Here is a 23,523-nt window from a genome sequence, read left to right as displayed (position 1 = left end):
GTCGCTAGCTGTTCTTCCCCGTGAGGTTGTGAACGCGGTCTGAGGGTGTTTGGCCGTCGATGCCGGTGTGGGGTCTGTGGTGATTGTAGTGATGGATCCAGTCTTGGTAGGTCGCTGCTCGGTCTTCGTCGCTCGCGTATGAGGCGGCGTAGGCCCACTCGGCAGCGAGGGTGCGGTTGAAGCGTTCGACTTTGCCGTTGGTCTGGGGCCGGTAGGGCCGAGTCCATCGGTGTTTGATCGTGCCGAGCGCAGCAGCGAAGTCGCGGGAGCGGTAGCAGGAGCCGTTGTCGGTCATCACGGCCGTCACCGTGATCCCCGCGGCTTGAAGAACGCGTTGGCGCGTTCCCAGAACGCGGAGGCGGTCTCTTTGCGTTCGTCGTCGAGGATCTCCGAATAGGCCAGCCGGGAGTGGTCGTCGACGGCGTGGTGGAGGAACGCGTAGCCGCGTCCCTTCTTCTTGTTGTTGCGGTTCCCGGCTTGCCGCCCCAACATGCGATGCCCGCCCCGTCGGGGATGCGGCCCTGCTTCTTGATATCCACGTGCACGAGCTGACCCGGCTCAGCGAGCTCGTAACGGATCGGCTTCGCCCTCCGCACCCGGACACCGCTCGACTGATCGATATGGGTCAGCAACGGCATCCGAAAGCGGGCGAGGACCCGTCCGACAGTTGATCGATGCAGCCGGAGATGAAACGCGATCCGGTGCGGTCCCCACCGGCGGTTGACCCGCAATCCGACGATTCGCCGTTCGACGCGCTGCGGGAGACGCGAGGGCGACGTCCGGGGTCGGGAGCTGCGATCGACCAAGGATGCCCCGACCCGATAGCGGTCGGCCCACCGTTTCGCCGTCGCCGGTGAACACTGAAACCGTTCCGCGGCCCGACGAAGGGACCAACCCCGATCAACGATCAGGACCGCGAGACGACGACGCCCTTCCGGCGTCAAGGAGCGTTAGCGTGAGTCACGAAGACCTCCGTGTTTGGACAGTGAGTGTGGTAACCCACATCCTGCACGGAGGTCTTCGCTATCTCAGACGTTCACAACCTGCCGGGGAAGAACAGCTAGATCGCCATGCAAAGGCGAAGGGCGTCGTAGATCGCGGCGTGGATATTGCGGCTCGCGACCGCATCACCAATCCGGAACAACTGGAACTTCCCGCGTCATTGGCGCGGATGCTCTGGGGGTCACCAGCGAGGAGAGCGCTTTGATTGACCTCGCCGAGGTTGACGGAGTCAGCGACCAACTCGAAATACAACTCGTCGTTGGGCAGCGTGCCGTGCTCGACCACGACAGTGTCAACCTCTCGATCCCACGTCTTGATCGTGTAGTCGCTGCCCAGGTGGGCGACCAGGCGCTTGCCCTCCCCTCGGGTCACGCCGACGAGTCGGGTCGCCAAGGTGGTGCGCACAGAATGCTCAGCAAAGGCAGTGAGATAGGCCGGGCTATTCATGCTGCCGACACCCGGTGCCAGCATGCGCTCCGGAGTTATCAACTCAACAGTGGCCTGGGGCGCCAGCAATTCGGCCGCACCCATGGCGCTCTCATTGCCGTTGTCGTCATAAATCAAGACCCGCCCTTTGGGATGCACCGTGCCGTCCATCACGTCCCAGGTGTCGTGCACCAGATTGGCCCCAGTCTGCAAAAAACTAGTGTTGGGAGTCCCCCGGAGGCAATGATCACCACGTCCGGGGACATCGCCCGGACTGAGTCGGCATCGGCATAGATGCCAAGGCGCAATTCAACGCCGAGCAGTCGACACTCACTGACCCGCCAGTCAACGATCCCGATGAGATCCCGACGACGGGGTGCTCTCGCGGCAAGCAGCACCTGCCCACCAGCACTGTCGCTAGCTTCCAGGATGGTGACTCGGTGTCCACGTTCGCCCAGCACTCGCCCGGCCTCTAACCCCGCTGGCCCAGCCCCGACAATCACAACCCGCTTGGACTGTGCCTCACTCGGCTTGACCAGGTGCGGCAAGCTTTGCTCCCGTCCCGTTGCTGGATTGTGGATGCACTTGGCATCGCCTGACTCATAAATCGCATCGAGGCAATAGTTGGCACCCACACAAGGCCGGATTCGATCTTCTTCCCCTCGTGCCACCTTGGCGACCAGGTAGGGGTCGGCTAGTTGCGCCCGGGTTAAACCCACCAGGTCCAGCAAACCTTCACGCACCGCATACCGCGCTGTGGCGACGTCGCCGATGCGCCCAGCATGCATCACCGGAATGCCGACGGCTCGCTTTATCTGGCCAGCGAAGTCGAGCGCCGGTGCGGACGGCGTGCCCATGGAAGGGATAACTTCGGCCAGTCGTGCGTCGCGGTCGATAGTGCCTTTGATGACTGACAAGAAGTCGACGCCAGCCCCGGTGAGGTGTTTGAGCGCCAGCAGGGTGTCTTCACGCTCAAGCCCTGGGTCGGTGTCTTCTTGCATACTCATCCGCAGACCGATCAGAAAGCCGGGATCGACCGCAGCGCGGATCGCCCGGATCACCCGCAACGGAAACTCCAGGCGCGCTTGCGGGTCACCACCGAACTCGTCATCACGCTGGTTGGTGGCCGGAGATAAGAAGCCGTCGAAGAGGTGGCCATACGAGTCCACCTCGATGCCGTCGAGCCCGCCAGCCTGGCAACGCTGTGCCGCTTCGGCGTATTGCGCCACGATTCGATCGATATCCCACACCTCGGCCTGTTTAGGGAACGAACGGTGGGCGGGTTCGCGCAGCGGCGAGGGGAAGACAACGGGCAGCCAGTCTGCGCTGAAGTTGCTGGTTCGTCGACCAAGGTGGGTGATCTGGCAGGTGACGGCTGCGCCAGCCTCATGAACATCGTCAGCTAGTCGCCGGAGCCATGGGACCACTTCGTCCTTGTAGAGCAAGATGTTGCCAAAAGCTGGAGGACTATCGGGAGCCACCACTGCTGACCCGCCGATCATGGTCAGACCAACCCCACCTCGAGCCTTCTCCCGGTGGTAGAGCCGATACCGATCCTTGGGCATACCGTCCACGGTGTATGCCGGTTCGTGCGAGGTGCTCACGATGCGGTTGCGCAGGGTGAGCGGGCCGAGGTCAAACGGCTGGAGAAGCGGGTCGGAAAGTGCGGCCATAGCTTCAGTGTCCAGGCCATGAAAGTAAAAGATAATCTCACGCATTTGCACCTTTTCGTGCGACTATTTTGCATGATCGACCCGCGACTTAAGAGCCTTCAACTGGTTGCTTGGCATGGCACGGTGACCGCCGCAGCAGCGACGCTGCATTACACGCCATCAACCATCTCGGCTCAGTTGCGTTCGCTAGCCCATGACGTTGGTGTCCCCCCATGCAGCGGCAGGGCCGGACCCTAGTGCTGACCCCCGCCGGAAGTCGCCTGATCGACCAAGCCGCGGAACTGTCGTACCGATGGGAGCAGATGCACGCCGAGCTGCTCGCAGCATCGCCGCGGGCACCCCGGACACTTCGCGTCTGCGGTTTCTCAACCGCGGTGGCCTCTTTGTTGCCCAGCCTTGCTCACCGGGTGATGGAAGCTCACCCGGGCAGCAGTGTGCGGATCATCGAAGCAGACCCGCAGGCGTGTTTCGAACTGTTACTGGCCGGCGGAGCCGATATCGCCGTCGTCGTCACGACCGCTGGCCTGCCCCGCGCAGACGATCCACGCTTTGAACAACGCTCGCTGCTCAGCGATCCACTTGACCTGCTCGTGCCCCAAGCTCACCCGCTGGCAGAACGCTCATCGGTGCGACTGGCCGAGACTGCTGCAGAGACCTGGATCATGGACCACCCCGGCTCGACAAACCACCAGTTGGTGCTCAGCGCGTGTCTGGCTGCCGGATTCACTCGAACGTCGGCCACGCCATCGTTGAGTGGGACGCAGGCGCCGCCATGGTTCATGAAGGTTTGGGCGTGGCGTTGGTCCCGCGCCTGGCTCGGTTGCCTGCGGGATACGACATCGTCCGAGTGCCACTGGCTGGAGATCCCAGCCCCTCGCGGCACATCCGCACCGGCATTCGAGCGGGATCTTCGCAAAGCCCGCTGGTCGCGACTGCCCTGAGCTGCCTGCCTTTGATGGCCGCGAGAACCCGTGGGCTGGCCAGACGGTTTCAACCAGGCCACGCAGAGATGTGGCCAGTTCGCTGATCGTGACCACTCGGCAGAGTCAATCAGCGCTCTTGCCGCAGACGACAACAGCAAGAGTTGCTTATCGTAATTAGCAATCTTTTTACTTGTCACCGTTTCGATCGCTGCCCTACCCTATAGAAGTGACCGACAGCAGTAAACGCGTGACCCTCATCGGGGATGTCGTTGGCTCACGCCACCATCCCGATCGCGTTGTGCTGCAACGAACTCTGGTTTCAGCTCTGCAAGCAGTCAATCAGTTGGAGCCGACGCACCACCCGCTCAAGATCACGGTAGGGGACGAATTTCAGGCGTCCTACGCTCGACGTGGGCAAGCCATGAACGCCATGTTGCAACTACGAGCACGCCTAAATCCCGACATCGATATTCGCTTTGGGGTCGGTCGGGGGGACGTAAAAGTGCTAAACGTGCGACTCGGAAGCCAGGACGGACCCGGATGGTGGGCGGCTCGTGAATCCATCGAGTGGGTCAAGGTGCAACAAAAGAAGACGGGTTGGCACTCGGCTCGGAGTCGCTACAAAGAGGCCAGCGGATGGGAAACGACAGAAGCCGCCGTCAACGCTGCCCTGTCCAGCCAGGACGTGATCCTTGCTGAGTGGGACCGTCGCACCTGGGAAATCATGCTTGGTCTGATCAACGGCGCCCCGCAGTCAGCAGTCGCTGACAAATTAGGCATCTCTCGACAAGCTGTGCAGCAACGGCGCAAATCGGCCAACCTCCCGCTTGTTGTCTCGGCACACGAATGGCTCGCCCAACTGAACTAGCCCGCGTAAGGTCTGCGGTGAGGACCGTTGACCGCAGGAGGGCACGCCGATGATCTTTGTAGGTGCGCTGCTCTGCGCCATTGCACTCGCCGACATCACCCGCTCACAGTTGCCTGGCAATGCCCCAAAAGGCGGCTCGCTGCGCTACTAGTCGGGTCGATCACGCTGATCACCATCGCCCTGATCGCAAATCTGCTCACCGGCGCTGACCTGCTGAGGTTGCTGCTGGCAGCCTTCACGGTGGCTGCTTGGGTCCTTACCTCAGATGAAACCATGGCCCCTCGGTTGCCCCCTGCGGCGCCACTTAGCGTGCTCACGATGGGCGCGGTTCTGATGCTGCTCCTCGGAGGCGCAGGCAACAACGGGTCAGGCGGTATCGAACAATGGCTCATGTTTGCTGGCTTGGCCGATCGGTTCTCGCCGGACCGTGTCGTGCTGCTCGTTGGCCTTCTCTTGCTGCAGACCTCCACTGCAAACGTGGTGGTCCGACTTGTCTTGACCCACGTTGGTGCCCTGAAATCCACGGATTCACCTCAGGCCTCCGACAAACTCCGTGGCGGTCGGCTGCTTGGACCCATGGAGCGTCTGATCATCCTGGGCCTGGGACTTGCTGGGGAGGTGACGGCTGCCAGCCTGGTGATCGCGGCCAAAGGATTGATTCGGTGGCCAGAGATACAAAGTTCACGATCAACTGCAGATAAACCCAGCGGGGCGTCTGACCCCGGGATCGATGAAGTCACTGAGTATTTCCTGGTCGGCAGCATGGTGAGTTGGATCTTCGCCCTCGCCTCACTGGCTATCGTGACACTCTCGGCTCCGCTGTAAGTCCCCTTGTGGCATGCTGCCGCCGTGGACACATTTGATGCCGCACGGCAGATTTGAACCGACGGCGCCCGCCCCACCCAGGAGCGCATCGAGGCGCTGCTGGGGCAGATGACACTGGCCGAGAAGGTCGCTCAACTGGGGAGCGTCTGGGAAGTCCAAAACGAGGCTGGCCCGGACGTTGCCCCCATGTCCGGTGAGCTCAACAGCGGCGCTCCTCATTCGCCGATCTGACTGCGCACGGGCTTGGGCACCTCACCCGCGTCTTTGGCAGCACGCCGATCACCGCCGGTGATGGGGCCCGGTTACTTAAGGCCAAACAAGACCAAGTTCGCCACGGTAACCGCCTTGGCATACCCGCGATTGCCCACGAAGAATGTCTCACTGGCTTCACCGCGTATGGGGCGACTGTCTATCCAACGGCCCTGGCCTGGGGCGCAACCTTCGACGAGGCACTCATCGAGTCAATGGCCAGCGCCATCGGTGCCGATATGGCCGCAGTCGGAATTCACCAGGGCCTCTCCCCCGTGCTTGACGTCGTCCGCGATCTGCGATGGGGCCGCGTCGAAGAGACGATGGGCGAAGATCCCTACCTTGTTTCGTTGTTGGGTTCGGCTTATGTGCGCGGGTTGCAGTCCGCCGGGATTGTCGCCACGCTCAAACACTTTGCTGGGTGTGCAGCGTCGCAAGGTGCGCGCAACCACGCGCCGGTCTCGATCGGTCGCCGTGAATTGGCCGACACGGTCTTGCCGCCCTTCGAGATGGCAGTTCGCGATGCCGGTGTGAAGTCGGTGATGAACAGTTACGCAGACCTCGACGGGATGCCGCCTGTCGTGGACCACGCGTTGCTCACCGGGCTATTGCGCGACTCCTGGGGTTTCGACGGCACGGTCGTCTCGGACTACTATGCCATTCTGTTTGCTCAGCAGATGCATGCTGTCGCGGCCGATCGGGCCGGCGCCGCGCGGCTCGCCCTGACTGCTGGCGTCGACGTTGAGTTGCCGCAGACCGACACTTTCTCGACTATCAGCGCACAGTTGAGCCGGGCGAGGTGATCTTCCGCGCCGGGCCAAGCAGCACGGACCTACCCTTGCAGACGAGCGTCCTGGTGACTGGCAAAACGAGAAAAATCCCCGGCGCACGCGTCATGCGCACACCGGGGACAGTTCTCGACTGATGAGCAACGTTTAAGCGTCGATCACAATCGGGATGATCATCGGGCGGCGACGCAGACGGCCACCGACAAACGATCCGACAGTCCGTCGGATAATCTGCTGCAACTGGTGAGAGTCCTTCACGCCGCTCTTGCGGGCCTCTTCCAGGGCCTGCTCCAACTTCGGGCGGACCTTGTTGAAGACGTCAACGTCTTCGGCAAAGCCGCGAGCCTGAATCTCTGGACCCGCGGCAATGGCACCGGTCTTGGTGTCGCGCACCACGATGATCGTGACGAAGCCTTCGTCACGCAGGATACGGCGATCCTTCAGCAGAGTTTCGGTGGTCCCGCCGACCGATGAGCCATCGACATAGATGTAGCCGCAGTCGACGGCGCCGGCGATGCTTGCCTGGCCATCCACCAGGTCAACAACGACGCCATCTTCAGCAAGGATGACGTTCTCCTTGGCGATGCCGGTCTGCTCTGCCAATTTGCCGTTGGCGACCAGGTGACGCCATTCGCCGTGCACCGGCATGACGTTTTGGGGCGAATGATGTTGTAGCAATACAGCAGTTCACCCGCACTGGCGTGGCCTGACACGTGCACGAGCGCGTTGCCCTTGTGCACCACATTGGCGCCCAGGTAGGTCAGGCCGTTGATGACGCGGTAGACAGCGTTTTCGTTGCCAGGGATCAGCGACGAGGCGAGCAGGACGGTGTCGTCTTCTCCCACCTCGATCTTGTGGTCGCCGTTGGCCATCCGGGACAGGGCGGCCATCGGCTCACCCTGTGAGCCGGTGCTGATCAAGACCTGCTGGTCCTCAGGCAACTGAGCCAACTGGCCCAAGTCCACCAGGATCCCCTTGGGGACCTTCAGATAGCCCAGGTCTTGGGCGATGCCCATGTTGCGCAGCATCGAACGGCCCACCATGGCGACCTTGCGGCCATTGGCCTCAGCGGCGTCTATGACCTGCTGAACGCGGTGAATGTGAAGAGAAGCAGGCCACGATGATGCGACGCTGTGCCTGGTGGAAAACCCGCTCAATGGCGGGAGCGATGTTGCGCTCGGGGGTGGTGAAACCGGGCACTTCGGCGTTGGTGGAGTCGACGAGGAAAAGATCGACGCCCTTTTCCGAAACGCGAGCGAACGAACGCAGGTCAGTGATCCGGCCATCGAGCGGAATCTGGTCCATCTTGAAGTCCCCGGTGTGCAGCAGCGTGCCACCGGAAGTGGTGATGTAGACCGCGAGCGCGTCCGGGATGGAGTGGTTCACCGCGATGAACTCACACTCGAACGGGCCGAGGTCTTCGACGTCGCCTTCCTTCACACCAAGGGTGAAGGGGCGGATCTTGTGCTCCTTCAACTTGGCTTCGATCAGCGCCAAGGTGAGTTGCGAACCAATGATCGGGATGTCGGCCTTGCGGCGCAGGAGGTAGGGACGGCGCCAATGTGGTCTTCGTGGCCGTGGGTGAGGATGATGGCGACCACGTCGTCCATCCGGTCCTCGATGTAGGAGAAGTCCGGCAGGATCAGGTCGACACCTGGGTGGTGCTCTTCGGGGAACAAGACGCCACAGTCAACAATGAGCAATTTGCCCTTGTGCTCGATGACGGTCATGTTGCGGCCGATTTCGCCTAGTCCACCCAACGCCACGACACGGACACCGCCGTCTACGAGGGGGCGGGCTCGGTTAGTTCGGGGTGGGGGTGACTCATATCGACACCATATCTACTCCACACAGTGAACGCCGACAGCACCGCCATTAGACCCGCTCCTCGAATGGCCGATTAAGGTGGACGTATGCGCCAATACCTCGACCTCTTGGAGCGTGTCCGCGACGAGGGCATCACGAAGGGTGACCGGACGGGCACGGGGACCAAGTCTGTCTTCGGGCATCAGATGCGGTTCGACCTGAGCCAAGGTTTGCCAGTGCTGACCACCAAAAAGTGCACCTGCGATCCGTGATTGGCGAGTTGCTGTGGTTTTTACGTGGCGACACCAACGTTGCGTGGTTGCACGAACGCAACATCACCATCTGGGATGAGTGGGCTGACGAGAATGGCGATCTCGGGCCGGTCTATGGGCACCAGTGGCGTTCGTGGCCAACGCCGAGCGGCGAAACGATCGATCAGTTGGCCCAGGTCATTGAGTCGCTCAAGACCAACCCCAACTCGCGCCGTCACATCGTCTCTGCGTGGAATGTCGCCGACGTCGGTCAGATGGCGCTGCCTCCGTGCCATGCGTTGTTCCAGTTTTATGTGGCTCCGGGAGCGGAGGGCGAGCGCGGCAAGTTGTCCTGCCAGTTGTATCAACGCAGTGCGGACATTTTCCTGGGCGTGCCGTTCAACATTGCTAGTTATGCACTGCTGACGCACATGGTTGCCCATGTCGTTGACCTTAATGTTGGCGACTTTGTGCACACACTGGGCGATGCCCACCTCTATCTCAACCATCTTGAGCAGGCTGACCTGCAGTTGACGAGGCAGCCCACAGCATTGCCGCGGGTCCGGCTTAATCCACAGATCCGCGACATCGATGCCTTTGATCTGGCCGACGTGGAGATCCTGGACTATGTCAGCGCGCCAGCGATCAAAGCCCCGATTTCGGTATGAGCGACATCGCCTCCGCCTCGAGCGACCCCGCGCAGTCGCTCACCTTCGTTGTCGCGATGGGCCGCAATCGCGTGATTGGCGACGGCGTCGGTATGCCGTGGCACCTGCCCGAAGACCTCGCTCACTTCAAGCGCACAACGCTGGGCGGGACCATGCTGATGGGCCGGACGACTTTCGACTCGATCGGCCGGGCACTGCCGGGTCGACGCTCCATCGTCATCACTCGCGATGAGTCATGGTCAGCGGATGGAGTCGAGGTGGCCCACTCCATCACCGTAGGTCTTGAACTAGCTGGCGCTGTCGAGGTCTTTGTGATCGGCGGAGGCAACATCTATGAGCAGATGCTCCCCCAGGCTGACCGGATCGTGCTCACTGAAATCGACCAAGAGCCAGCGGGCTCAGTGTTCTTCCCCGAGATCAACGCCGATGAGTGGCCCGAGGTCTCCCGCGATCAACGCGATGGCTTCGCCTTCGTCGAGCTACAGCGAAAACCACCAGCCAGCGGCCTACACGAGGCTGCGTGATTTTGCCTTGGCCGCTTTGGGGTAGATCAGTTCAAAGCGCTCCAACACGACGGGCATGGTTTCGCTGAAGCCTCTGTCGTGTTCAGCGCTGCTGCGGAAATACTCTTCGTGACGTCTGCGCCAGTCGGCGAGCGACCCGTCACCTTCGCCTTCGGCCCTCGCGTGCTCTTCATCGACCTGATCAAGGGCACCACATCAACCGCGCGGACGACGATCAGAGCCCTAGGGTGGTCATATCCGTCGACCAGAATATTCATCGTTCCCGGGGTTGGCAGCGGCTCACCCGCGGCTTCATAATCCCAGGCTGCGCTGCTCGTCAGCGTCTTTTGGCCGGCAACGACCAGTTCGGCCAGGTCGTCGTATTGACTCGGATCGTCGCCAAACTGCACCGGCGCTGGCTGCAATAGCTCCAACGGGACGGGTCCGCCATACACCGGCACCTTCTCAAGCCGGGCATGTCGGCGGGCGACCTGCCAGAAGGCGGTGATTTCGGCGTTATCCATTGGCTGGCTCCTGTGCGGCTTCACTGGCATCGGCGACGTGGAAAATTTCCTGATGGACGCAACCGGGGCCAGCGTCCGCCCGCCCAGCCACTTCGATTCCTGCTTCCACCACGGCAGATGGGCCGCTGAGATACCACTGCGTCGCGGTGCCGACTTCGACGCCGCTGCTGAGCAGCGCCTGTTCGATCACGGCAGCGCTCAGCCTGCCGGAAACTGGCGTGGTGGCCTCGGCGTTCGGGTGAGAAGCGACATGCCGGGAGAAGACATGAACAACACTCAGCCGATCAGCGTGGGCACGCTCGAGTTCGTGCCACTCATCGGCAAACATGACGTGCTCTGGGCTTCGATTGCCCAAGACCGCTAAAACGCTGGCGTCTTCTGGTGACTCCAATAACGAGCGCACGATCGAGATGATCGGCGTCACCCCGACCCTGCAGCGATCGCGACGTGCTGCCGCGCTTGCCCGGGCTCAATGGAGCAATCGAACTCTCCGCGAGGTGGCAACACCGGGATCTGATCACCGACAGTCACGTCGTCGACCAACCAGTTGCTCATCGCCCCACCAGACACCCGACTAGCAGCGATTCTGATCTGTCCGCTGCTCTTGGCTTGGCCCGGCGACAGGCACAGCGAGTAGTCACGCCTAACGTCAACCTCATCGATCAGATGCCGCAGCGTGACGTATTGCCCAGGCTTGAAGGCGAAGGTGTCGCTGAGGTCGGCCGGGACTTCAAGCCATACGGCCACTGAATCTGGCGTGAGCCTTTCGACTCGTGCCACCGACAAACGGTGGAAGGAGGGGCGGGCAGGGCGGGAACTCACCAACAAACTCACGGGGCCATTCTCGCACTGGTGCTGCGTGACACACTGGACGGGTGACTGATCTGCATTCCCACTCCCCGGCCCTCTGGCAGATGCCAGTGTCCGCACAGGACGTCCGACCGATGCTCCGGCGATCGGCATGGTGCAAGAGACCGTCTATACCGAAGCGTTCACGGGCATCCTCCCCGACGAGACGGTAGCTCAGTTCGACGCGGGTGAGTTTGGTTCGATCTGGCGCACCTCCATCAAGAACCCGCCGACGCCTGCCCATCGAGTGCTGGTTGCATGTGCTGGCGATCAAGTCGTGGGCTTCGCCGCCATTGGCCCTGCTACTGACGACGACGCCGCCGCCCCGGATAAGGCCGGTGAGATTTTGGCGCTCGCGGTGCACCCCGATGCGCGTCGGCAAGGTCACGGCTCACGATTGCTCAACGCCATCGCCGACACCCTGCGCGCACACGAGCACGAAACTGTGCTGGCTTGGGTGCTTGCGGACGACGAAGTCACCCGAGGATTCCTGCGCCTCGGTGGCCTCGACCCCGATGAGGCCTGGCGTGAACGGGCCGTCGATGCCTCCGGGGCGACTGTCCGCGAGGTGCGCGTCTGGGCTTCCTTGCCGGGATGAGTACGTGACCTCGGCGGCATCGCCGGCAGAACCGACCAATGGGCTGCTCGCCAGCCCAGCGCTGCGCCAAGGCGTGGCCGTGGGGATAGCCACGGGCTTGTACGGCATCAGTTGTGGTGCCCTGGCTGTGGCTGCGGGCTTGTCGGTGGAGCAAGCCATGGCCACCTCCCTGTTGCTCTTCAGCGGTGGGTCGCAGTTTGCCTTCTTTGGCGTCATTGCCGCTGGCGGTGCCCCCGTCGCTGCGGTGGCGACATCGACGCTGCTTGGGGTCCGCAATGCGTTCTATGGCCTGCAAATGGCCCGCCTACTGAATGTGCGGGGGCTGCGAAAGATGGCCGCGGCTCATCTGACGATTGATGAGTCCACAGCAGTCGCTGTCAGCCAACCTGACCTGAGGCAATCCACAATCGGCTTCTGGGCCACCGGGATCGCTGTCTTTGTCCTGTGGAATCTGATGACGCTGGTAGGAGCCTTACTCGGGGACGCGATGGGCGACCCGCGCACCTATGGGCTCGACGCTGCCGCGGCCGCAGCGTTCCTGGCTTTGCTGTGGCCCCGCCTTCGCGGCTTCGACCCGCTGGCGACCGCCGCCGGGGCTGTCGCGCTCACCCTCATCACCGCCCCTGCCCTACCCGCTGGCATCCCCATCCTCATTGCGGTTCTGGCCGCGGTGATCGTTGGCCTGCTCCCCCGACGGGCGGCAGCCTCATGATGTTGTGGGGTGCTGTGTTGGCAGCCTGCGTCTTGTCCTTCGGGCTAAAACTCAGTGGCTATGTGGTGCCGGAGCGCTACGTGCAACGACCCTGGATCCAGCGGATCATCCCGCTGCTACCCGTAGCGTTGCTCACCTCGCTTCTGGTCACTCAAGCGTTCTTGGGCGACGCGGGCCGTTTCGCAGTGGACGCGCGCGCCGTTGGTGTCTGCGTCGCGGTCCTAGCTCTCATGCTCCGCGCACCATTCCTCGTCGTTATCGTCGCGGCTGCCGCGACCGCCGCCCTGACTAGGACGATCTATGGCTACTGAGACCCTGTCCAAGAGCCGCATGTCTCGGCCACGCCTGGTCGGTCTGGATGTCGCCAGGGCGATTGCCTTGATTGGCATGTTTGCCGCCCACATCGGCCCCCGCTATGACGCCTCCGGCGATCTTTCCGCCACCTTCACCGTTGTCGCAGGTCGTTCCTCGGCGCTGTTCGCTGTCCTGGCTGGAGTATCCCTGGTGCTGATGTCGGCACGGCGCCTGCAACGCGATCCTGCCGCCGTCGGTGTTGTCCGGGCTCAGATCGCGAGCCGCGCGCTCTTAATTGCCGCACTTGGCGCCTTTATCGGGGCGCTCGGCTCAGGAGTTGCGGTCATTCTGGTGAATTACGGGGTGTTGTTCCTCCTCGCCATCCCGGTCATCACCTGGGGTTGGCGGCGGCTCCTTGCCCTATGGCTCGCCTGGCTATTGGTCAGCCCGACGGTGACCTGGCTGCTCGCTCCTCACCTGCCCGCTCCCACGGGGCGCGTCACCTCCATCTTGTCGCTGAGGACCCCCTAGAGTCGGCGAGCGAGCTCCTACTCACCGGGTACTACCCCGTCTTCACCTGGGGCACCTACCTGTTTTTTGGTATGGCGCTAGCTCGGCTGGGTCTGCACCGCAAAGTCGTCAGAACGTCACTGCTGGCCATCGGTCTGGTCACCGCACTCGTCACGCTGTGGTTTTCGCAGGTGTATACCGGGCTGAGCACCACACGCGAGCGGCTCACAGCAGACGTGGGCATGACACCGCAGATGTGGCCTGTGCTGGACGCCCAATTGCAGCGGGGTTGGTCGGGCAACCCGATGATGGAGTCCTGGGCATGGATGCCCGTATGGGCACCACACACCAGCACCATGATGGACTTGCTGCACACCTGCGCCACCGCAGCGGCCGTGATCGGGCTCGCCCTCGTCCTCACCGCGGCGATCCCACGGGCCCTTGCTCCCGGTTGGCGCATAGCGTGGGGTGCCGGGACGATGACCCTCACTCTCTATGTTGGCCACGTCGTCGTGTTGGCGGCTCCTGCCTGGGTGCCTGGCAATCACTCATTTGCCGCGCACACTCTAGGAGCTCTCTTAATCGGTGCCATCTTTGCCGCTGCGTGTCGCCGTGGCCCGCTCGAGGCGCTCTTAAACGCGGCCGTGAACGCCCCGGCTAAGACGCACCAACGGGACTGAACACAGGGCTCGGCGCTCATCGCACAGCGCGCAAGGGCTGACACCACGTGGTGTCAGCCCCTTGCGCGCTACTTAACTAGTCTGCTTCAGCCCTCGTCAGAGTTGCCCTCAGCAGGCTTGTCGCCATTGCCACCGCGACCACGGCCGCCGCGACGGCGACGCTGACGACGTGGGCGGTCGCCCTGGCTGTCGTCGTCGCCGTTGGACTCGTTGTCGCTGGAGTCGTTGTCGCTGGAGTCGTTGTCGTCGTCACCATCGGCGTCTGCCTCAGGTGCAGCTGCCTCCTTGGCCTCGGCGGGTGCGGCTTCCTCTGCGGGAGCAGCGGCCGGTGCCTCATCCGATTCGGCAACAACGGCGCCCAGCGAGAGCTTGCCGCGTGGGTCAATCTCCTTGAGCTCAACCTGGACCTTCTGGCCGATTGACAGCACGTCTTCGACAGCGTCGATGCGCTTGCCGCCGACAAGCTTGCGGATCTCAGAGATGTGCAGCAGGCCGTCCTTGCCGGGCAGCAAGGAGATGAAGGCACCAAGGTGGTGGTCTTCACGACCGTGCCCAGGAAGCGCTCGCCGACCTCAGGCATCTGCGGGTTGGCAATCGCGTTGACCGCGTTGCGTGCCGCTTCGGCCGAAGGACCGTCGGTTGCGCCGATGTAGACGGTGCCGTCGTCTTCGATGGCAATGTCTGCGCCGGTGTCTTCCTGGATCTGCTTGATCATCTTGCCCTTCGGGCCAATGACCTCACCGATCTTGTCGACGGGGACCTTGACGGCGATAACGCGAGGAGCGAAGGGGCTCATCTCGTCGGGCTCGTCAATGGCCTCGTTCATGACATCCAGGATGTGCATGCGAGCGTCGCGGGCCTGCGTCAAGGCTCCACCGAGCACCGAGGCGGGGATCCCGTCGAGCTTGGTGTCGAGCTGGATGGCCGTGACGAACTCACGGGTGCCAGCAACCTTGAAGTCCATGTCACCGAAGGCGTCTTCGGCGCCGAGGATGTCGGTCAGTGCGGCATACTGCGTCTCGCCGTCGACCTCATCGGTGACCAAGCCCATCGCGATGCCGGCAACGGAGCGCGCAGCGGCACACCAGCGTTGTAGAGCGACATGGTCGATGCGCAAACCGAGCCCATGGACGTCGAGCCGTTGGAGCTCAATGCCTCAGAGACCTGACGGATCGCGTAGGGGAACTCTTCACGCGAGGGCAGCACGGGCATCAGGGCGCGCTCAGCAAGTGCGCCGTGGCCGATTTCGCGACGCTTGGGCTGCCGACACGACCGGTCTCACCGGTGCTGTAGGGCGGAAGTTGTAGTTGTGCATGTAGCGCTTGCGGGTCACCGGCGAAAGGGTGTCCAGCTGCTGCTCCATCCGCAACATGTTCAGGGTGGTGACACCCATGATCTGGGTCTCGCCGCGCTCGAAGATGGCCGAACCGTGCGTGCGCGGGATGACCTCGACCTCTGCGGACAGGGCACGGATGTCTGCCAAGCCACGGCCGTCGATGCGGACCTTGTCGCGCAGGATGCGCTGACGGATCTGCGCCTTCTGCACGGAGCGGTAAGCAGCCGACAGTTCCTTCTCGCGGCCTTCAAATGTTGCACCTTCGCCAGCGAGGGACTCGACCATGTTGGCTTTAATCTCGTCGATGCGCGCTTCACGCTCCGACTTGCCAGCGATCTGCAGGGCAGCGCCCAAGTCAGCGGCAACAACGGACTCAACGGCAGCCAGTGCGTCGTCCTGGTAGTCGAGGAAGCGGGGAAGTCCTGCACTTCCTTGGCCGAATGGCTAGCGAGCTCGCTCTGAGCGGCGCACAGTGCTGCAATGAAGGTCTTGGATGCTTCCAAGCCCTCGGCAACAACGTCTTCGGTCGGAGCCTGCTTGCCCTGGTTCTTGACCAGGTCCCAGGTGGCTTCGGTGGACTCGGCCTCAACCATCATGATGGCGACATCGTCCTTGACCACACGGCCAGCGACGACCATGTCGAAAGTGGAACGCTCAGCGTCGCTGAAGTTGGGGAAGGCAACCCACTGACCATCGATCAGCGAGATGCGGACGGCACCGATCGGGCCGCTGAAAGGCAGACCCGAAATTTGAGTGGAAGCCGAAGCAGCGTTGATAGCAACAACGTCGTACTGGTGGTCGGGGTTGAGCGACAGCACCGTGATGACGACCTGGACCTCGTTGCGCAGACCCGAAACAAAGCTCGGACGCAGTGGCCGGTCGATCAAACGACAGGTCAAGATGGCGTCGGTCGAGGGCGACCCTCGCGACGGAAGAAACTACCGGGGATCTTGCCCGCGGCGTACATGCGCTCTTCGACATCCACCGTCAACGGGAAGAAGTCAAAGTGATCCTTGGGGTGCTTGCCCGCCGCAGTGGTGGACAGCAACATGGTGTCGTCATCCAGGTATGCAGTGACTGCACCGTGGGCCTGCTTGGCCAGACGCCCGGTCTCAAACCGGACAGTACGGGTGCCGAACGAGCCATTGTCGATCGTGGCTTCGGCAAATTGATCTCTGGACCCTCCATCGGGTCCTCCTTTTCTCTCATGCTCAGCACGGGGCATCGTCGTTGTGCCCGGCTGTTCTTCACCCTCAACGCTTAGCGTTGAGGCCTACCGCGCCCAGGAAGGGCCCGATAGACCGCTGAGCGACCCCCGGATGTGTTATCCGGGAGTCGCTTAGCCCTGCGAAGTATTCAGCGGCGCAGACCGAGGCGCTTGATCAGCGAACGGTAACGCTCAATGTCGGTCTCCTGCAGGTAACGCAGGAGACGCTTGCGACGACCGACCAGGAGCAGCAGACCACGACGGCTGTGGTGGTCGTGCTTGTGCTCACGCGAGTGCTCGGTCAAGTCGCGGATGCGCTGGGTCAACAGGGCGACCTGGACCTCAGGCGAACCGGTGTCGCCCTCGGTGGTGGCGTATTCCTCGACGATTTTCTTCTTCACGGCGATGTCTAACCCCATGGGCGACTCCTTTGATCTCGTTGCGCGGCGCGCCTGGGCATGTTCTCCAGGGCACTACAAATCCGCGGCCGATCTAACGGCAGCCCCTAATCTAACAGCGCGCCCGCCCACGCCCCTAATCAGCGTGGGAGGCTGGGCACCATGACCCTTGATAATTTTAACGAAGACTGGCAAACAGCACTCTGCGTGGCTGCCCATCCCGATGACCTTGAATACGGACTGGCAGCCGGGGTCGCGCGCTGGACGCGCCAGGGCAAAAGATCACCTACCTCTTGGTCACCAGCGGCGAGGCGGGCATCGACAGCATGCACCCGGCTGAGGCTGGTCCGTTACGGGAGCAAGAGGAACGCGACGGCGCGGCACTCGTCGGTGTCAACGACATCACCTTCCTGGGTATGCCGGATGGCTCCTAGAGCATGGCCTGCCACTTCGTCGGGCAATCGCGGCGGAAATTCGCCGCACCCGCCCCGATGCGGTCCTTACCTTGACTCACCGAGAGACCTTCCCCGGCGGTGGGTTAAACCAAGCCGATCACCGCGCAGTCGGGTTGGCCACGCTGGACGCTTGCGCCGACGCAGGCAACCGCTGGCTCTTCACCGAGTTGATGGACGAAGGGCTGGACCCTTGGCCTGGTGTTCGCCTGCTGGCCTTTGCTGGCTCCACCGAAGCCAACCGCATTGTCGATGTCAGCGAGAGCTTTGATGACGGTGTCGCCTCATTGGAAGCCCATGCTCAATACCTGCAAGCCCTTGGACCGGGCTACCCCACCCCGCGCAACCTCTTAAGCGGGATGCTCGGGTCAGCCGATGACGTTGAACTGGGCGATTACACGCTTCAGCTCGAAGCCTTTGACCGCTAGGTGCGGCGCTGGCAATTCGCACACCAAAACAGATTGCGCCCAGCAACCACCTTTGTCTTGATGATTGAGCCGCAGCGGCTGCAGGCCTTGCCCGTCTGCTTATAGGCATAGGGCTTGGGCCGCGGCGCGTTCACCCGCGCCGAGTCCCCCGACCCCAGGCCCAAAGCCGCCACTTTTGCTTCAACGGCGACTAACTGCTTTTCGTTGGTGATGATGCGTCCGGTCGCCACACCGACGGGCATCATCCGCACCAAGTCATCCCAGATGGCATCCCAGGTCTTGCGCTTGATGCGCTTGCCAGCGAAGAGCGGATTCACCTGGTGCCGGTGCAGCACTTCGCTGCGATAAACATTGCCGATGCCAGCAACGACCGACTGGTCCATCAGCAACTCGGCGATGCTGCGATTGGCCCGATGGATCTTGGCCCACGCGACATCTGGATCAGCTTCCGCGCGCAGCGGGTCTGGGCCTAATTTGGCGATGACGGCTGCTACTTCGTCAGGCGTGGCCGTGGCGCAGACCATCGGGCCGCGCAGATCAGCGACGGCGTCTGAGGTGGCCAGTCGCAGGCGTACCTGGCCAACCGGCTCGGGCAGCAAATCCCCCAGCAACGGATTGACACTGAACTTGCCGATCAGCCCGAGGTGGACATGGATGGACTTCTCGTCAGCAAACTCGATAAACAATTGCTTGCCCCATGCTCGGGCCGCCACAAACTCAGTTTGGTCGACCGTCGCGGCCCCCTCGCCAAAACGCCCCTGCGGGCTGGTGACCTCGGGCTCTTCACCCGAGAAAGCAATATTGAGATCGCCCGCGAGGCGGTGAATGGTGTGGCCTTCTGGCATGTGAGAAGTATCCCGCACGCCCATGAGCCGTTTCGTGCCAGGGGTGCTTGTTGGCAACGCACCCATCCGGCACGAAACTGCGCATGGCGACCTAGCCGGTGTTGCGCAGACCTGCCGCGACACCGTTCACCGTGATTAGCAGAGCACGCTGAAGTTCCTGCACGTCATCGCCCACATCGCCAGAGCGCAATCGACGCAACAACTCAACTTGCAGATACGAAATCGGATCCAGGTACTGGTCGCGCACAGCGAGGAACGCTGTAGGACAGGCTGTTCCGCCAAAATCGGCGATCCCGTTAACTCCTGCAATTCGGCGACGGTGATCTCAAACTCGGCCTTGATCGCTTCAAAGATGTGACGCAAATCGTCCGGCACCAGGGACTCGACGTAGTGCGCAGTGATGTCCAAGTCGGTCTTGGCAACCGTCATCTCCACGTTGGAGATCACCGTCGCGAAGAACTGCCATTCCTTCAACATGGTCTTCAGCGTCTCGCCATGGCCGGCTTCGCGGGCCGCCCGCAGGCCCGAGCCCACGCCATACCACCCCGGAATGATCTGACGGGTTTGCGTCCAACCGAAGACCCACGGGATGGCCCGCAGCCCGTCCAGACCCTTGCCCTGGTCGGGCCGTTTGCTCGGCCGCGAGCCAATGTTGAGAGCGCCCAGCTGGTCAACCGGGGTCGCTGCAACAAAGTACGCAGGCAGGTCTTCGTTTTGGATGAGCTTGTTGTAGGCCTCAAACGCCGAGTCTGAGGCGAGGTCCATCACCGAGTTCCACTCAACGAGCTGCTCTTGAGTAGAACGTGCACCACGGTGCAAGGCCGTCGCGCGCAGCACGGCCGCCATCGACAGCTCAAGGTTTTCACTCGCGAGCGCTGGCAACGAGTATTTATCCGAGATAACTTCTCCCTGTTCGGTGAACTTGATCTCGCCCTCCAGCACGCCGGGAGGCTGCGCCAGAATCGCTTCGTAGGTGGGTCCACCGCCACGACCCACTGAGCCACCACGGCCATGGAACAGCCGCAGACTCACGCCGTGCTTGGAGGCAACATCGCGCAAAGCACGCTGCGCCTGGTGGATCCCCCACTGGCTGGTCAACACCCCAGCCTGCTTGTTGGAGTCGGAGTAGCCGAGCATGACTTCCTGCACGTCACCGCGCAGACGCACCAACTCACGGTATGCCGGGTCGCTCAGCATGCTGTCTACCAGGGCAGCCGAGCCACGCAGCTCGTCGATGGTCTCGAGCAATGGGGCGAAGCCGATGTGGGCAAACGCACCTTCACCGTTAGCGTCGCCCTGCAGGTCGAGCAGTCCAGCCTCGCGGGCCAGCACAGCTGCGGCAAGCACGTCATCCGGCCCCTGAGTCATCGAGATGATGTAGGTCTCGATGACTTCGGGCCCATAGGCCTCCACCGCATGCCTAATCTCGTCAAAGACGGCCAGCGTCTGGGGTCGCTCAGCAGCGGGCGTGAGCAGCGGGCGCCGTGATGCCATCTCAGCAGCCAACACGTCAAAGCGGTTGGTGGCATCCAGATCTGCATACGGAGCCGAGGTACCGCTCACGGCGTCAATCATCGGGGCCAGCGCCTCGTGGTGCCTTTCGGCGTGCTCACGAATGTCCAGTGTTGCCAAATGCAGACCGGTGCCGGCCAGTGTTTGCATGGCACGCGAGAGTCGGCCCTGAGCAACCAGGTCTCCCCCGTTGTGGGTCAACGACTCGGACACCACCATGAGGTCATGTGCCAACTCGGCAGCGGCGGCGTAGTCGCGGCCTGGCTCATGCACCGTGCCTGCTTGGACACGCTTGCGGGTGTTGCGCAGTTGGCCTTAACGCAGGTGAGTTTGAGTCGGTAGGGCTCGGAGACGTTCAACTCCTTCACCCGTGGGTCAAGGCCGGGCAGGTTAATCAGGTCTGCCTCAAGAGAGTCGACCAGCGCCTCGTCGACGTCCACGATCACGGTCGACGACGAGATCTGCGAAATTAGCTTGTCGACCAGCGAAAGGGCAACCTTGATCGCGTGATCGTTGTGCAAGCGCAGCACCTCTGCGGTGACGGCGGGAGTGACGAACGGGTTGCCGTCGCGGTCACCTCCGATCCAGGAGCCAAAACGCAACGGTGGTTTGGTGACATCGGTCTCGACACCATGCTCAGCCAGCAGGTCGGAGAGGTCGCCGAGCATGTCAGGCAAGGTCGTGGTCAGAACTTCGTCCAGGTAGTACATCGCGTTCCGGGCTTCATCCATGGGGGTCGGCCGAGTCCTACGCAACTCATCGGTCTGCCAGATGAGGTCAATCAACTCACCGAGGTTGCGGTCTTGGCGACGACGAGCCTGCGTGCCTGCCTGCGTGTCCTGAGCCAACTCATCGGAGAGGTGGCGGATTTTGGTCAAAATCGATCGGCGACTCGCCTCAGTCGGGTGGGCGGTGAAGACCGGGCGGATGTCTAGCTGCGCGATGGACTCGGCGAGCAGCTCTGGGCCCCTTGAGCGACGATGTCGTTCACGGTGCTGGTGAGCCAACCTTCGGACTCTTCGCGCATGTTGAGAGTCCGCACGCGGTGCACCTGCTCAGCGGCGTTGGCCAGATGGAAGAAGGCGGCAAATGCGCGCACGAGGTCACGTGCCTGCTCCAGCGGCAGGTCCGCCAGCAGTGTCCGAACATCCTCGGCAGCCTGGTGATCGCCGGCCTTGCTGTCCTTGGTGGAGAGGCGAACAGCCTCAACCTGGTCAAGGAGTTCCTGGCCGTGGTGGCGCACCAGGGACTGGCCCAACAGGGTAGAAACCCGTCGGACGTCGGCGCGCAGTTCTGGACTGATGGGGTCATGGGTCACGAGTCAAACCCTACCTACATCAACGTGTCGCGCAGGTTACGTGGCGTCAATTGCCGACAAAAGTGCGGGCCCGCGCACTCGGCCCGGACCCGCATACCTGCCAATTACGTGGCAGAAGGATGTCGTGGTGCTACGCAGCGTGCTCCGGGAACCAGATGCTGATCTCACGCGCTGCAGACTCGGGCGAGTCCGAGCCGTGGACGATGTTTTGCTGCACCTTCAGGCCCCAGTCGCGGCCCAGGTCGCCGCGAATGGTGCCCGGCGCCGCAGCGGTCGGGTCGGTTGCACCAGCCAACGAACGGAAGGCTGGGATGCAGGCGTCCCCTTCGATAATGACCGCAGTCAGCGGGCCAGATGACATGAAGTCAACCAGTGGCTGATAGAAGGGCTTGCCCTCATGCTCGGCGTAGTGCGCGGCCAACTGCTCCTGCGTTGCCTCAACAATGCTCAGAGCAACGAGCCGATAGCCCTTGCCTCGATGCGCCGCAGGACTTCGCCAGTCAGACCGCGACGGTAGCCGTCGGGCTTGACCAGGACGAGGGAGCGCTGGGGGGTCTGGTTTGTTTCAGTCACGGGGACAGCCTAACGAGCGGAGAGGACACCAGCGCCCAAGAGGCCAAAGAGAACCAGGGCGAGACCGATGCGATAGATGACAAATGGCGTGAAGGTGTGAGTGGAGATGTACTTGAGGAACCAAGCGATGACAGCCAAAGCCACCATGAAGGCGATCGCAGTGGACAGCAAGATCGGCCCCCACGCTGGGATCACCGGGTCTTCGGAGATCTTGAGCACCTGGAAGAGTCCCGAGCCGAGCACAGCAGGGATAGCCAACAGGAACGAGTAGCGAGCCGCTGCTTCACGTGTGTAGCCCATGAACAGACCGGCCGCGATGGTGCCACCACTTCGCGAAACACCCGGTATGAGGGCCATCGCCTGAGCGAAACCGTAGATGATGCCGTGTTTCCAGGTCAGGTCTTTGAGCTCTCGAGTGGTCTTTGCCGCCTTGTCAGCGGCATAGATCACCAGGGCAAAGACGAGCAACATGGTGGCCGTTAGCCACAGGTTGCGCAGGCTGCCTTCAATGAAGTCCTGATACATGAAACCCAGGACGCCAATGGGGATGGAGCCGACGATGACGAGCCACCCCATCCGCACATCCGGGTCACTTTGCGGGATCTTGCCGACCAGGGCTTGAGCCCAGCGTCCGATGATGCGAGTGATGTCTTTCCAAAAAACACCAGCACGGCGGCTTCGGTGCCCAGTTGGCTAATCGCGGTGAAGGCCGCGCCAGGGTCTTCGCCGCCAACGAGTTGACCCACGATCGATAGGTGCGCGCTGCTGCTGATCGGCAGGAACTCAGTGAGGCCTTGGACAAGGCCCAAAATCACTGCTTGTAGATAGTCCACGAAAGTTAGTTCCCGTTCTCTTCTTCGCTAGCAGCCTGGGCTGCCCACTCCACTCGAATTCGATCAATGCGGTGGCCCTGCACCACGCTGAGCCACCATAGCCCCCCGAAGATCACACCGACCCACACCATGGCAGGCAAGATCAGCGCGCTGGCAAAGGTCGCCAACTGGATCAACCAGCCGACCATCAGGCCGTAGGGCTTGCGCAGTAGTCCTGATGCCAACACGCAGGCAACAGCAAACCCGATACCGCCCCACAGGTAGACCTGCGCCAAGCCGTTGGGATCACCGTCAGCGATCGCAAACTGTCGAGCGGTCAACCCGCCGAGGAAAATCGCAATACCTTGGCCAATCAGCGATGCTGCAGCGATCCGCCGAGTCATCTTGTCCGGATGCCGATCAAAGAGGACCTTAGGGGCGAAGGGGCGCGAAGGCATCGACACCGGGACCTGCCCAGGGTCTTGGCTTGGTT

Annotated in this window: 20 protein-coding genes and 9 pseudogenes; 15 read left to right on the top strand and 14 right to left on the bottom strand. The window is 62.3% G+C overall.

All coding sequences use genetic code 11. From position 1 onward, the window contains the following. Nucleotides 1–4: 4 nt before the first annotated feature. The 3 genes and pseudogenes from L0A91_RS01340 to L0A91_RS01330 form a co-directional block, all read right to left on the bottom strand. Nucleotides 5–964 (bottom strand): annotated as a pseudogene (locus tag L0A91_RS01340) (IS481 family transposase). A 59-nt stretch (nt 965–1,023) separates the two neighbouring features. Next, nucleotides 1,024–1,620: a hypothetical protein gene (locus L0A91_RS01335; RefSeq protein WP_235245514.1), complete on the bottom strand. Its 597-nt coding sequence runs from the start codon at nt 1,618–1,620 to the stop codon at nt 1,024–1,026. Next, a complete protein-coding gene (locus L0A91_RS01330) occupies nt 1,599–3,101 on the bottom strand; it encodes an NAD(P)-binding protein (protein WP_235245513.1) in 1,503 nt (500 codons plus the stop codon). Before L0A91_RS01330 ends, L0A91_RS01335 begins: the two co-directional genes overlap by 22 nt. Before the next feature lie 18 nt (nt 3,102–3,119). Here L0A91_RS01330 and L0A91_RS01325 point away from each other — a divergent pair, with 18 nt between their 5' ends. The 6 genes and pseudogenes from L0A91_RS01325 to L0A91_RS01300 all read left to right on the top strand — a co-directional run bounded on the left by L0A91_RS01325 (nt 3,120) and on the right by L0A91_RS01300 (nt 6,769). Then, a complete protein-coding gene (locus tag L0A91_RS01325; RefSeq protein ID WP_311197925.1) occupies nt 3,120–3,338 on the top strand; it encodes a LysR family transcriptional regulator in 219 nt (72 codons plus the stop codon). Beyond that, nucleotides 3,314–4,128 (top strand): annotated as a pseudogene (locus L0A91_RS19415) (LysR substrate-binding domain-containing protein). The gene L0A91_RS01325 and the pseudogene L0A91_RS19415 overlap by 25 nt, the downstream one beginning before the upstream one ends. A 122-nt stretch (nt 4,129–4,250) precedes the next feature. Next, the gene (locus L0A91_RS01310) at nt 4,251–4,892 is read left to right on the top strand and encodes a SatD family protein (protein WP_235245510.1); all 642 of its coding nucleotides are present in this window, start codon (nt 4,251–4,253) and stop codon (nt 4,890–4,892) included. 318 nt (nt 4,893–5,210) lie between these two features. Then, entirely contained in the window at nt 5,211–5,717 is a 507-nt protein-coding gene (locus tag L0A91_RS01305; protein ID WP_235245509.1) for a hypothetical protein, read from the top strand. Between the two features lie 108 nt (nt 5,718–5,825). After that, nucleotides 5,826–5,948, top strand: coding sequence for a hypothetical protein (locus tag L0A91_RS17995; RefSeq protein WP_311197924.1), 123 nt, complete (start codon nt 5,826–5,828; stop codon nt 5,946–5,948). Next, complete coding sequence (locus L0A91_RS01300; protein ID WP_311198121.1) at nt 5,945–6,769, top strand: glycoside hydrolase family 3 N-terminal domain-containing protein; 825 nt, start codon at nt 5,945–5,947, stop codon at nt 6,767–6,769. The genes L0A91_RS17995 and L0A91_RS01300 overlap by 4 nt, the downstream gene beginning before the upstream one ends. A gap of 132 nt (nt 6,770–6,901) precedes the next feature. Here L0A91_RS01300 and L0A91_RS01295 read toward each other — a convergent pair. Continuing rightward, nucleotides 6,902–8,582: pseudogene (locus L0A91_RS01295) on the bottom strand (ribonuclease J). 85 nt (nt 8,583–8,667) lie between these two features. Here L0A91_RS01295 and L0A91_RS01290 point away from each other — a divergent pair. Both L0A91_RS01290 and L0A91_RS01285 read left to right on the top strand, forming a co-directional pair. Beyond that, nucleotides 8,668–9,479 (top strand): annotated as a pseudogene (locus tag L0A91_RS01290) (thymidylate synthase). Beyond that, nucleotides 9,476–10,003, top strand: coding sequence for a dihydrofolate reductase (locus L0A91_RS01285; RefSeq protein WP_235245508.1), 528 nt, complete (start codon nt 9,476–9,478; stop codon nt 10,001–10,003). The pseudogene L0A91_RS01290 and the gene L0A91_RS01285 overlap by 4 nt, the downstream one beginning before the upstream one ends. Here L0A91_RS01285 and L0A91_RS19410 read toward each other — a convergent pair. From L0A91_RS19410 to L0A91_RS01270, 3 genes and pseudogenes are all read right to left on the bottom strand, one after another. After that, a pseudogene (locus L0A91_RS19410) lies at nt 9,986–10,506 on the bottom strand (ASCH domain-containing protein). The gene L0A91_RS01285 and the pseudogene L0A91_RS19410 overlap by 18 nt on opposite strands. Further along, on the bottom strand, nt 10,499–10,930 hold the full coding sequence (locus tag L0A91_RS01275; RefSeq protein WP_235245507.1) for a hypothetical protein: 432 nt from the start codon (nt 10,928–10,930) through the stop codon (nt 10,499–10,501). The pseudogene L0A91_RS19410 and the gene L0A91_RS01275 overlap by 8 nt, the downstream one beginning before the upstream one ends. Further along, nucleotides 10,927–11,328 carry an FAD-binding oxidoreductase gene (locus tag L0A91_RS01270; protein WP_235245506.1) on the bottom strand — a complete coding sequence of 134 codons (402 nt, stop codon included), beginning with the start codon at nt 11,326–11,328 and terminating at the stop codon, nt 10,927–10,929. Before L0A91_RS01270 ends, L0A91_RS01275 begins: the two co-directional genes overlap by 4 nt. 139 nt (nt 11,329–11,467) lie before the next feature. On the opposite strand from L0A91_RS01270, the gene L0A91_RS01265 reads away from it, so the two are divergent. The 5 genes from L0A91_RS01265 to L0A91_RS01245 are packed head-to-tail and all read left to right on the top strand — an operon-like array spanning nt 11,468 to nt 14,149. Beyond that, nucleotides 11,468–11,953: a GNAT family N-acetyltransferase gene (locus L0A91_RS01265; protein ID WP_235245505.1), complete on the top strand. Its 486-nt coding sequence runs from the start codon at nt 11,468–11,470 to the stop codon at nt 11,951–11,953. Between the two features lie 4 nt (nt 11,954–11,957). Beyond that, nucleotides 11,958–12,665 (top strand): AzlC family ABC transporter permease, encoded by a 708-nt coding sequence (locus L0A91_RS01260; protein WP_235245504.1) that lies wholly within the window; start codon nt 11,958–11,960, stop codon nt 12,663–12,665. After that, nucleotides 12,662–12,976, top strand: coding sequence for an AzlD domain-containing protein (locus L0A91_RS01255; protein WP_235245503.1), 315 nt, complete (start codon nt 12,662–12,664; stop codon nt 12,974–12,976). Before L0A91_RS01260 ends, L0A91_RS01255 begins: the two co-directional genes overlap by 4 nt. After that, nucleotides 12,966–13,490, top strand: coding sequence for a heparan-alpha-glucosaminide N-acetyltransferase domain-containing protein (locus tag L0A91_RS01250; RefSeq protein WP_235245502.1), 525 nt, complete (start codon nt 12,966–12,968; stop codon nt 13,488–13,490). The genes L0A91_RS01255 and L0A91_RS01250 overlap by 11 nt, the downstream gene beginning before the upstream one ends. Beyond that, nucleotides 13,382–14,149: a hypothetical protein gene (locus L0A91_RS01245; RefSeq protein WP_235245501.1), complete on the top strand. Its 768-nt coding sequence runs from the start codon at nt 13,382–13,384 to the stop codon at nt 14,147–14,149. Before L0A91_RS01250 ends, L0A91_RS01245 begins: the two co-directional genes overlap by 109 nt. Nucleotides 14,150–14,235: 86 nt before the next feature. Here L0A91_RS01245 and L0A91_RS01240 read toward each other — a convergent pair. Then, a pseudogene (locus tag L0A91_RS01240) lies at nt 14,236–16,673 on the bottom strand (polyribonucleotide nucleotidyltransferase). Nucleotides 16,674–16,841: 168 nt separating this feature from the next. After that, nucleotides 16,842–17,111 carry a 30S ribosomal protein S15 gene (gene rpsO, locus L0A91_RS01235; RefSeq protein ID WP_220120981.1) on the bottom strand — a complete coding sequence of 90 codons (270 nt, stop codon included), beginning with the start codon at nt 17,109–17,111 and terminating at the stop codon, nt 16,842–16,844. A 272-nt stretch (nt 17,112–17,383) separates the two neighbouring features. Between rpsO and L0A91_RS01230 the strand changes: the two genes are divergently transcribed. Both L0A91_RS01230 and L0A91_RS01225 read left to right on the top strand, forming a co-directional pair. Then, nucleotides 17,384–17,524 (top strand): PIG-L family deacetylase, encoded by a 141-nt coding sequence (locus L0A91_RS01230; protein WP_235245500.1) that lies wholly within the window; start codon nt 17,384–17,386, stop codon nt 17,522–17,524. A 71-nt stretch (nt 17,525–17,595) separates the two neighbouring features. Continuing rightward, nucleotides 17,596–17,970 carry a hypothetical protein gene (locus tag L0A91_RS01225; RefSeq protein WP_235245499.1) on the top strand — a complete coding sequence of 125 codons (375 nt, stop codon included), beginning with the start codon at nt 17,596–17,598 and terminating at the stop codon, nt 17,968–17,970. Here L0A91_RS01225 and L0A91_RS01220 read toward each other — a convergent pair. From L0A91_RS01220 to L0A91_RS01200, 5 genes and pseudogenes are all read right to left on the bottom strand, one after another. Next, nucleotides 17,967–18,815 (bottom strand): Fpg/Nei family DNA glycosylase, encoded by an 849-nt coding sequence (locus L0A91_RS01220; RefSeq protein WP_235245498.1) that lies wholly within the window; start codon nt 18,813–18,815, stop codon nt 17,967–17,969. The two genes, L0A91_RS01225 and L0A91_RS01220, sit on opposite strands and share 4 nt — an antisense overlap. Before the next feature lie 91 nt (nt 18,816–18,906). Beyond that, nucleotides 18,907–21,570 (bottom strand): annotated as a pseudogene (ppc, locus tag L0A91_RS01215) (phosphoenolpyruvate carboxylase). 205 nt (nt 21,571–21,775) lie between these two features. Next, a pseudogene (gene ndk, locus L0A91_RS01210) lies at nt 21,776–22,218 on the bottom strand (nucleoside-diphosphate kinase). A gap of 9 nt (nt 22,219–22,227) precedes the next feature. Next, nucleotides 22,228–23,051 (bottom strand): annotated as a pseudogene (locus tag L0A91_RS01205) (undecaprenyl-diphosphate phosphatase). A 5-nt stretch (nt 23,052–23,056) separates the two neighbouring features. Next, on the bottom strand, nt 23,057–23,488 hold the full coding sequence (locus L0A91_RS01200) for a DUF4233 domain-containing protein (RefSeq protein ID WP_235245497.1): 432 nt from the start codon (nt 23,486–23,488) through the stop codon (nt 23,057–23,059). Nucleotides 23,489–23,523: the final 35 nt, after the last annotated feature.

Origin of the sequence: Ornithinimicrobium sp. INDO-MA30-4 (assembly GCF_021535045.1) — a bacterium.
In the GTDB taxonomy this organism is placed as follows: Bacteria; Actinomycetota; Actinomycetes; order Actinomycetales; family Dermatophilaceae; genus Ornithinicoccus.
The sequence above is the reverse complement of the archived record's forward strand: the minus strand, read 5'-3'. Positions and strand labels throughout refer to the sequence as shown.

Bases quoted from the DNA above. Each gene is read 5' to 3' on its own strand.
- L0A91_RS01285 (WP_235245508.1), top strand. From the start codon at position 9,476: ATGAGCGACATCGCCTCCGCCTCGAGCGACCCCGCGCAGTCGCTCACC.
- L0A91_RS17995 (WP_311197924.1), top strand. From the start codon at position 5,826: ATGACACTGGCCGAGAAGGTCGCTCAACTGGGGAGCGTCTGGGAAGTC.
- L0A91_RS01265 (WP_235245505.1), top strand. From the start codon at position 11,468: ATGGTGCAAGAGACCGTCTATACCGAAGCGTTCACGGGCATCCTCCCC.
- L0A91_RS01245 (WP_235245501.1), top strand. From the start codon at position 13,382: ATGGCTCGCCTGGCTATTGGTCAGCCCGACGGTGACCTGGCTGCTCGC.
- L0A91_RS01200 (WP_235245497.1), bottom strand. From the start codon at position 23,488: ATGCCTTCGCGCCCCTTCGCCCCTAAGGTCCTCTTTGATCGGCATCCG.
- L0A91_RS01220 (WP_235245498.1), bottom strand. From the start codon at position 18,815: ATGCCAGAAGGCCACACCATTCACCGCCTCGCGGGCGATCTCAATATT.
- L0A91_RS01330 (WP_235245513.1), bottom strand. From the start codon at position 3,101: ATGGCCGCACTTTCCGACCCGCTTCTCCAGCCGTTTGACCTCGGCCCG.
- L0A91_RS01325 (WP_311197925.1), top strand. From the start codon at position 3,120: ATGAAAGTAAAAGATAATCTCACGCATTTGCACCTTTTCGTGCGACTA.
- L0A91_RS01255 (WP_235245503.1), top strand. From the start codon at position 12,662: ATGATGTTGTGGGGTGCTGTGTTGGCAGCCTGCGTCTTGTCCTTCGGG.
- rpsO (WP_220120981.1), bottom strand. From the start codon at position 17,111: ATGGGGTTAGACATCGCCGTGAAGAAGAAAATCGTCGAGGAATACGCC.
- L0A91_RS01305 (WP_235245509.1), top strand. From the start codon at position 5,211: ATGGGCGCGGTTCTGATGCTGCTCCTCGGAGGCGCAGGCAACAACGGG.
- L0A91_RS01250 (WP_235245502.1), top strand. From the start codon at position 12,966: ATGGCTACTGAGACCCTGTCCAAGAGCCGCATGTCTCGGCCACGCCTG.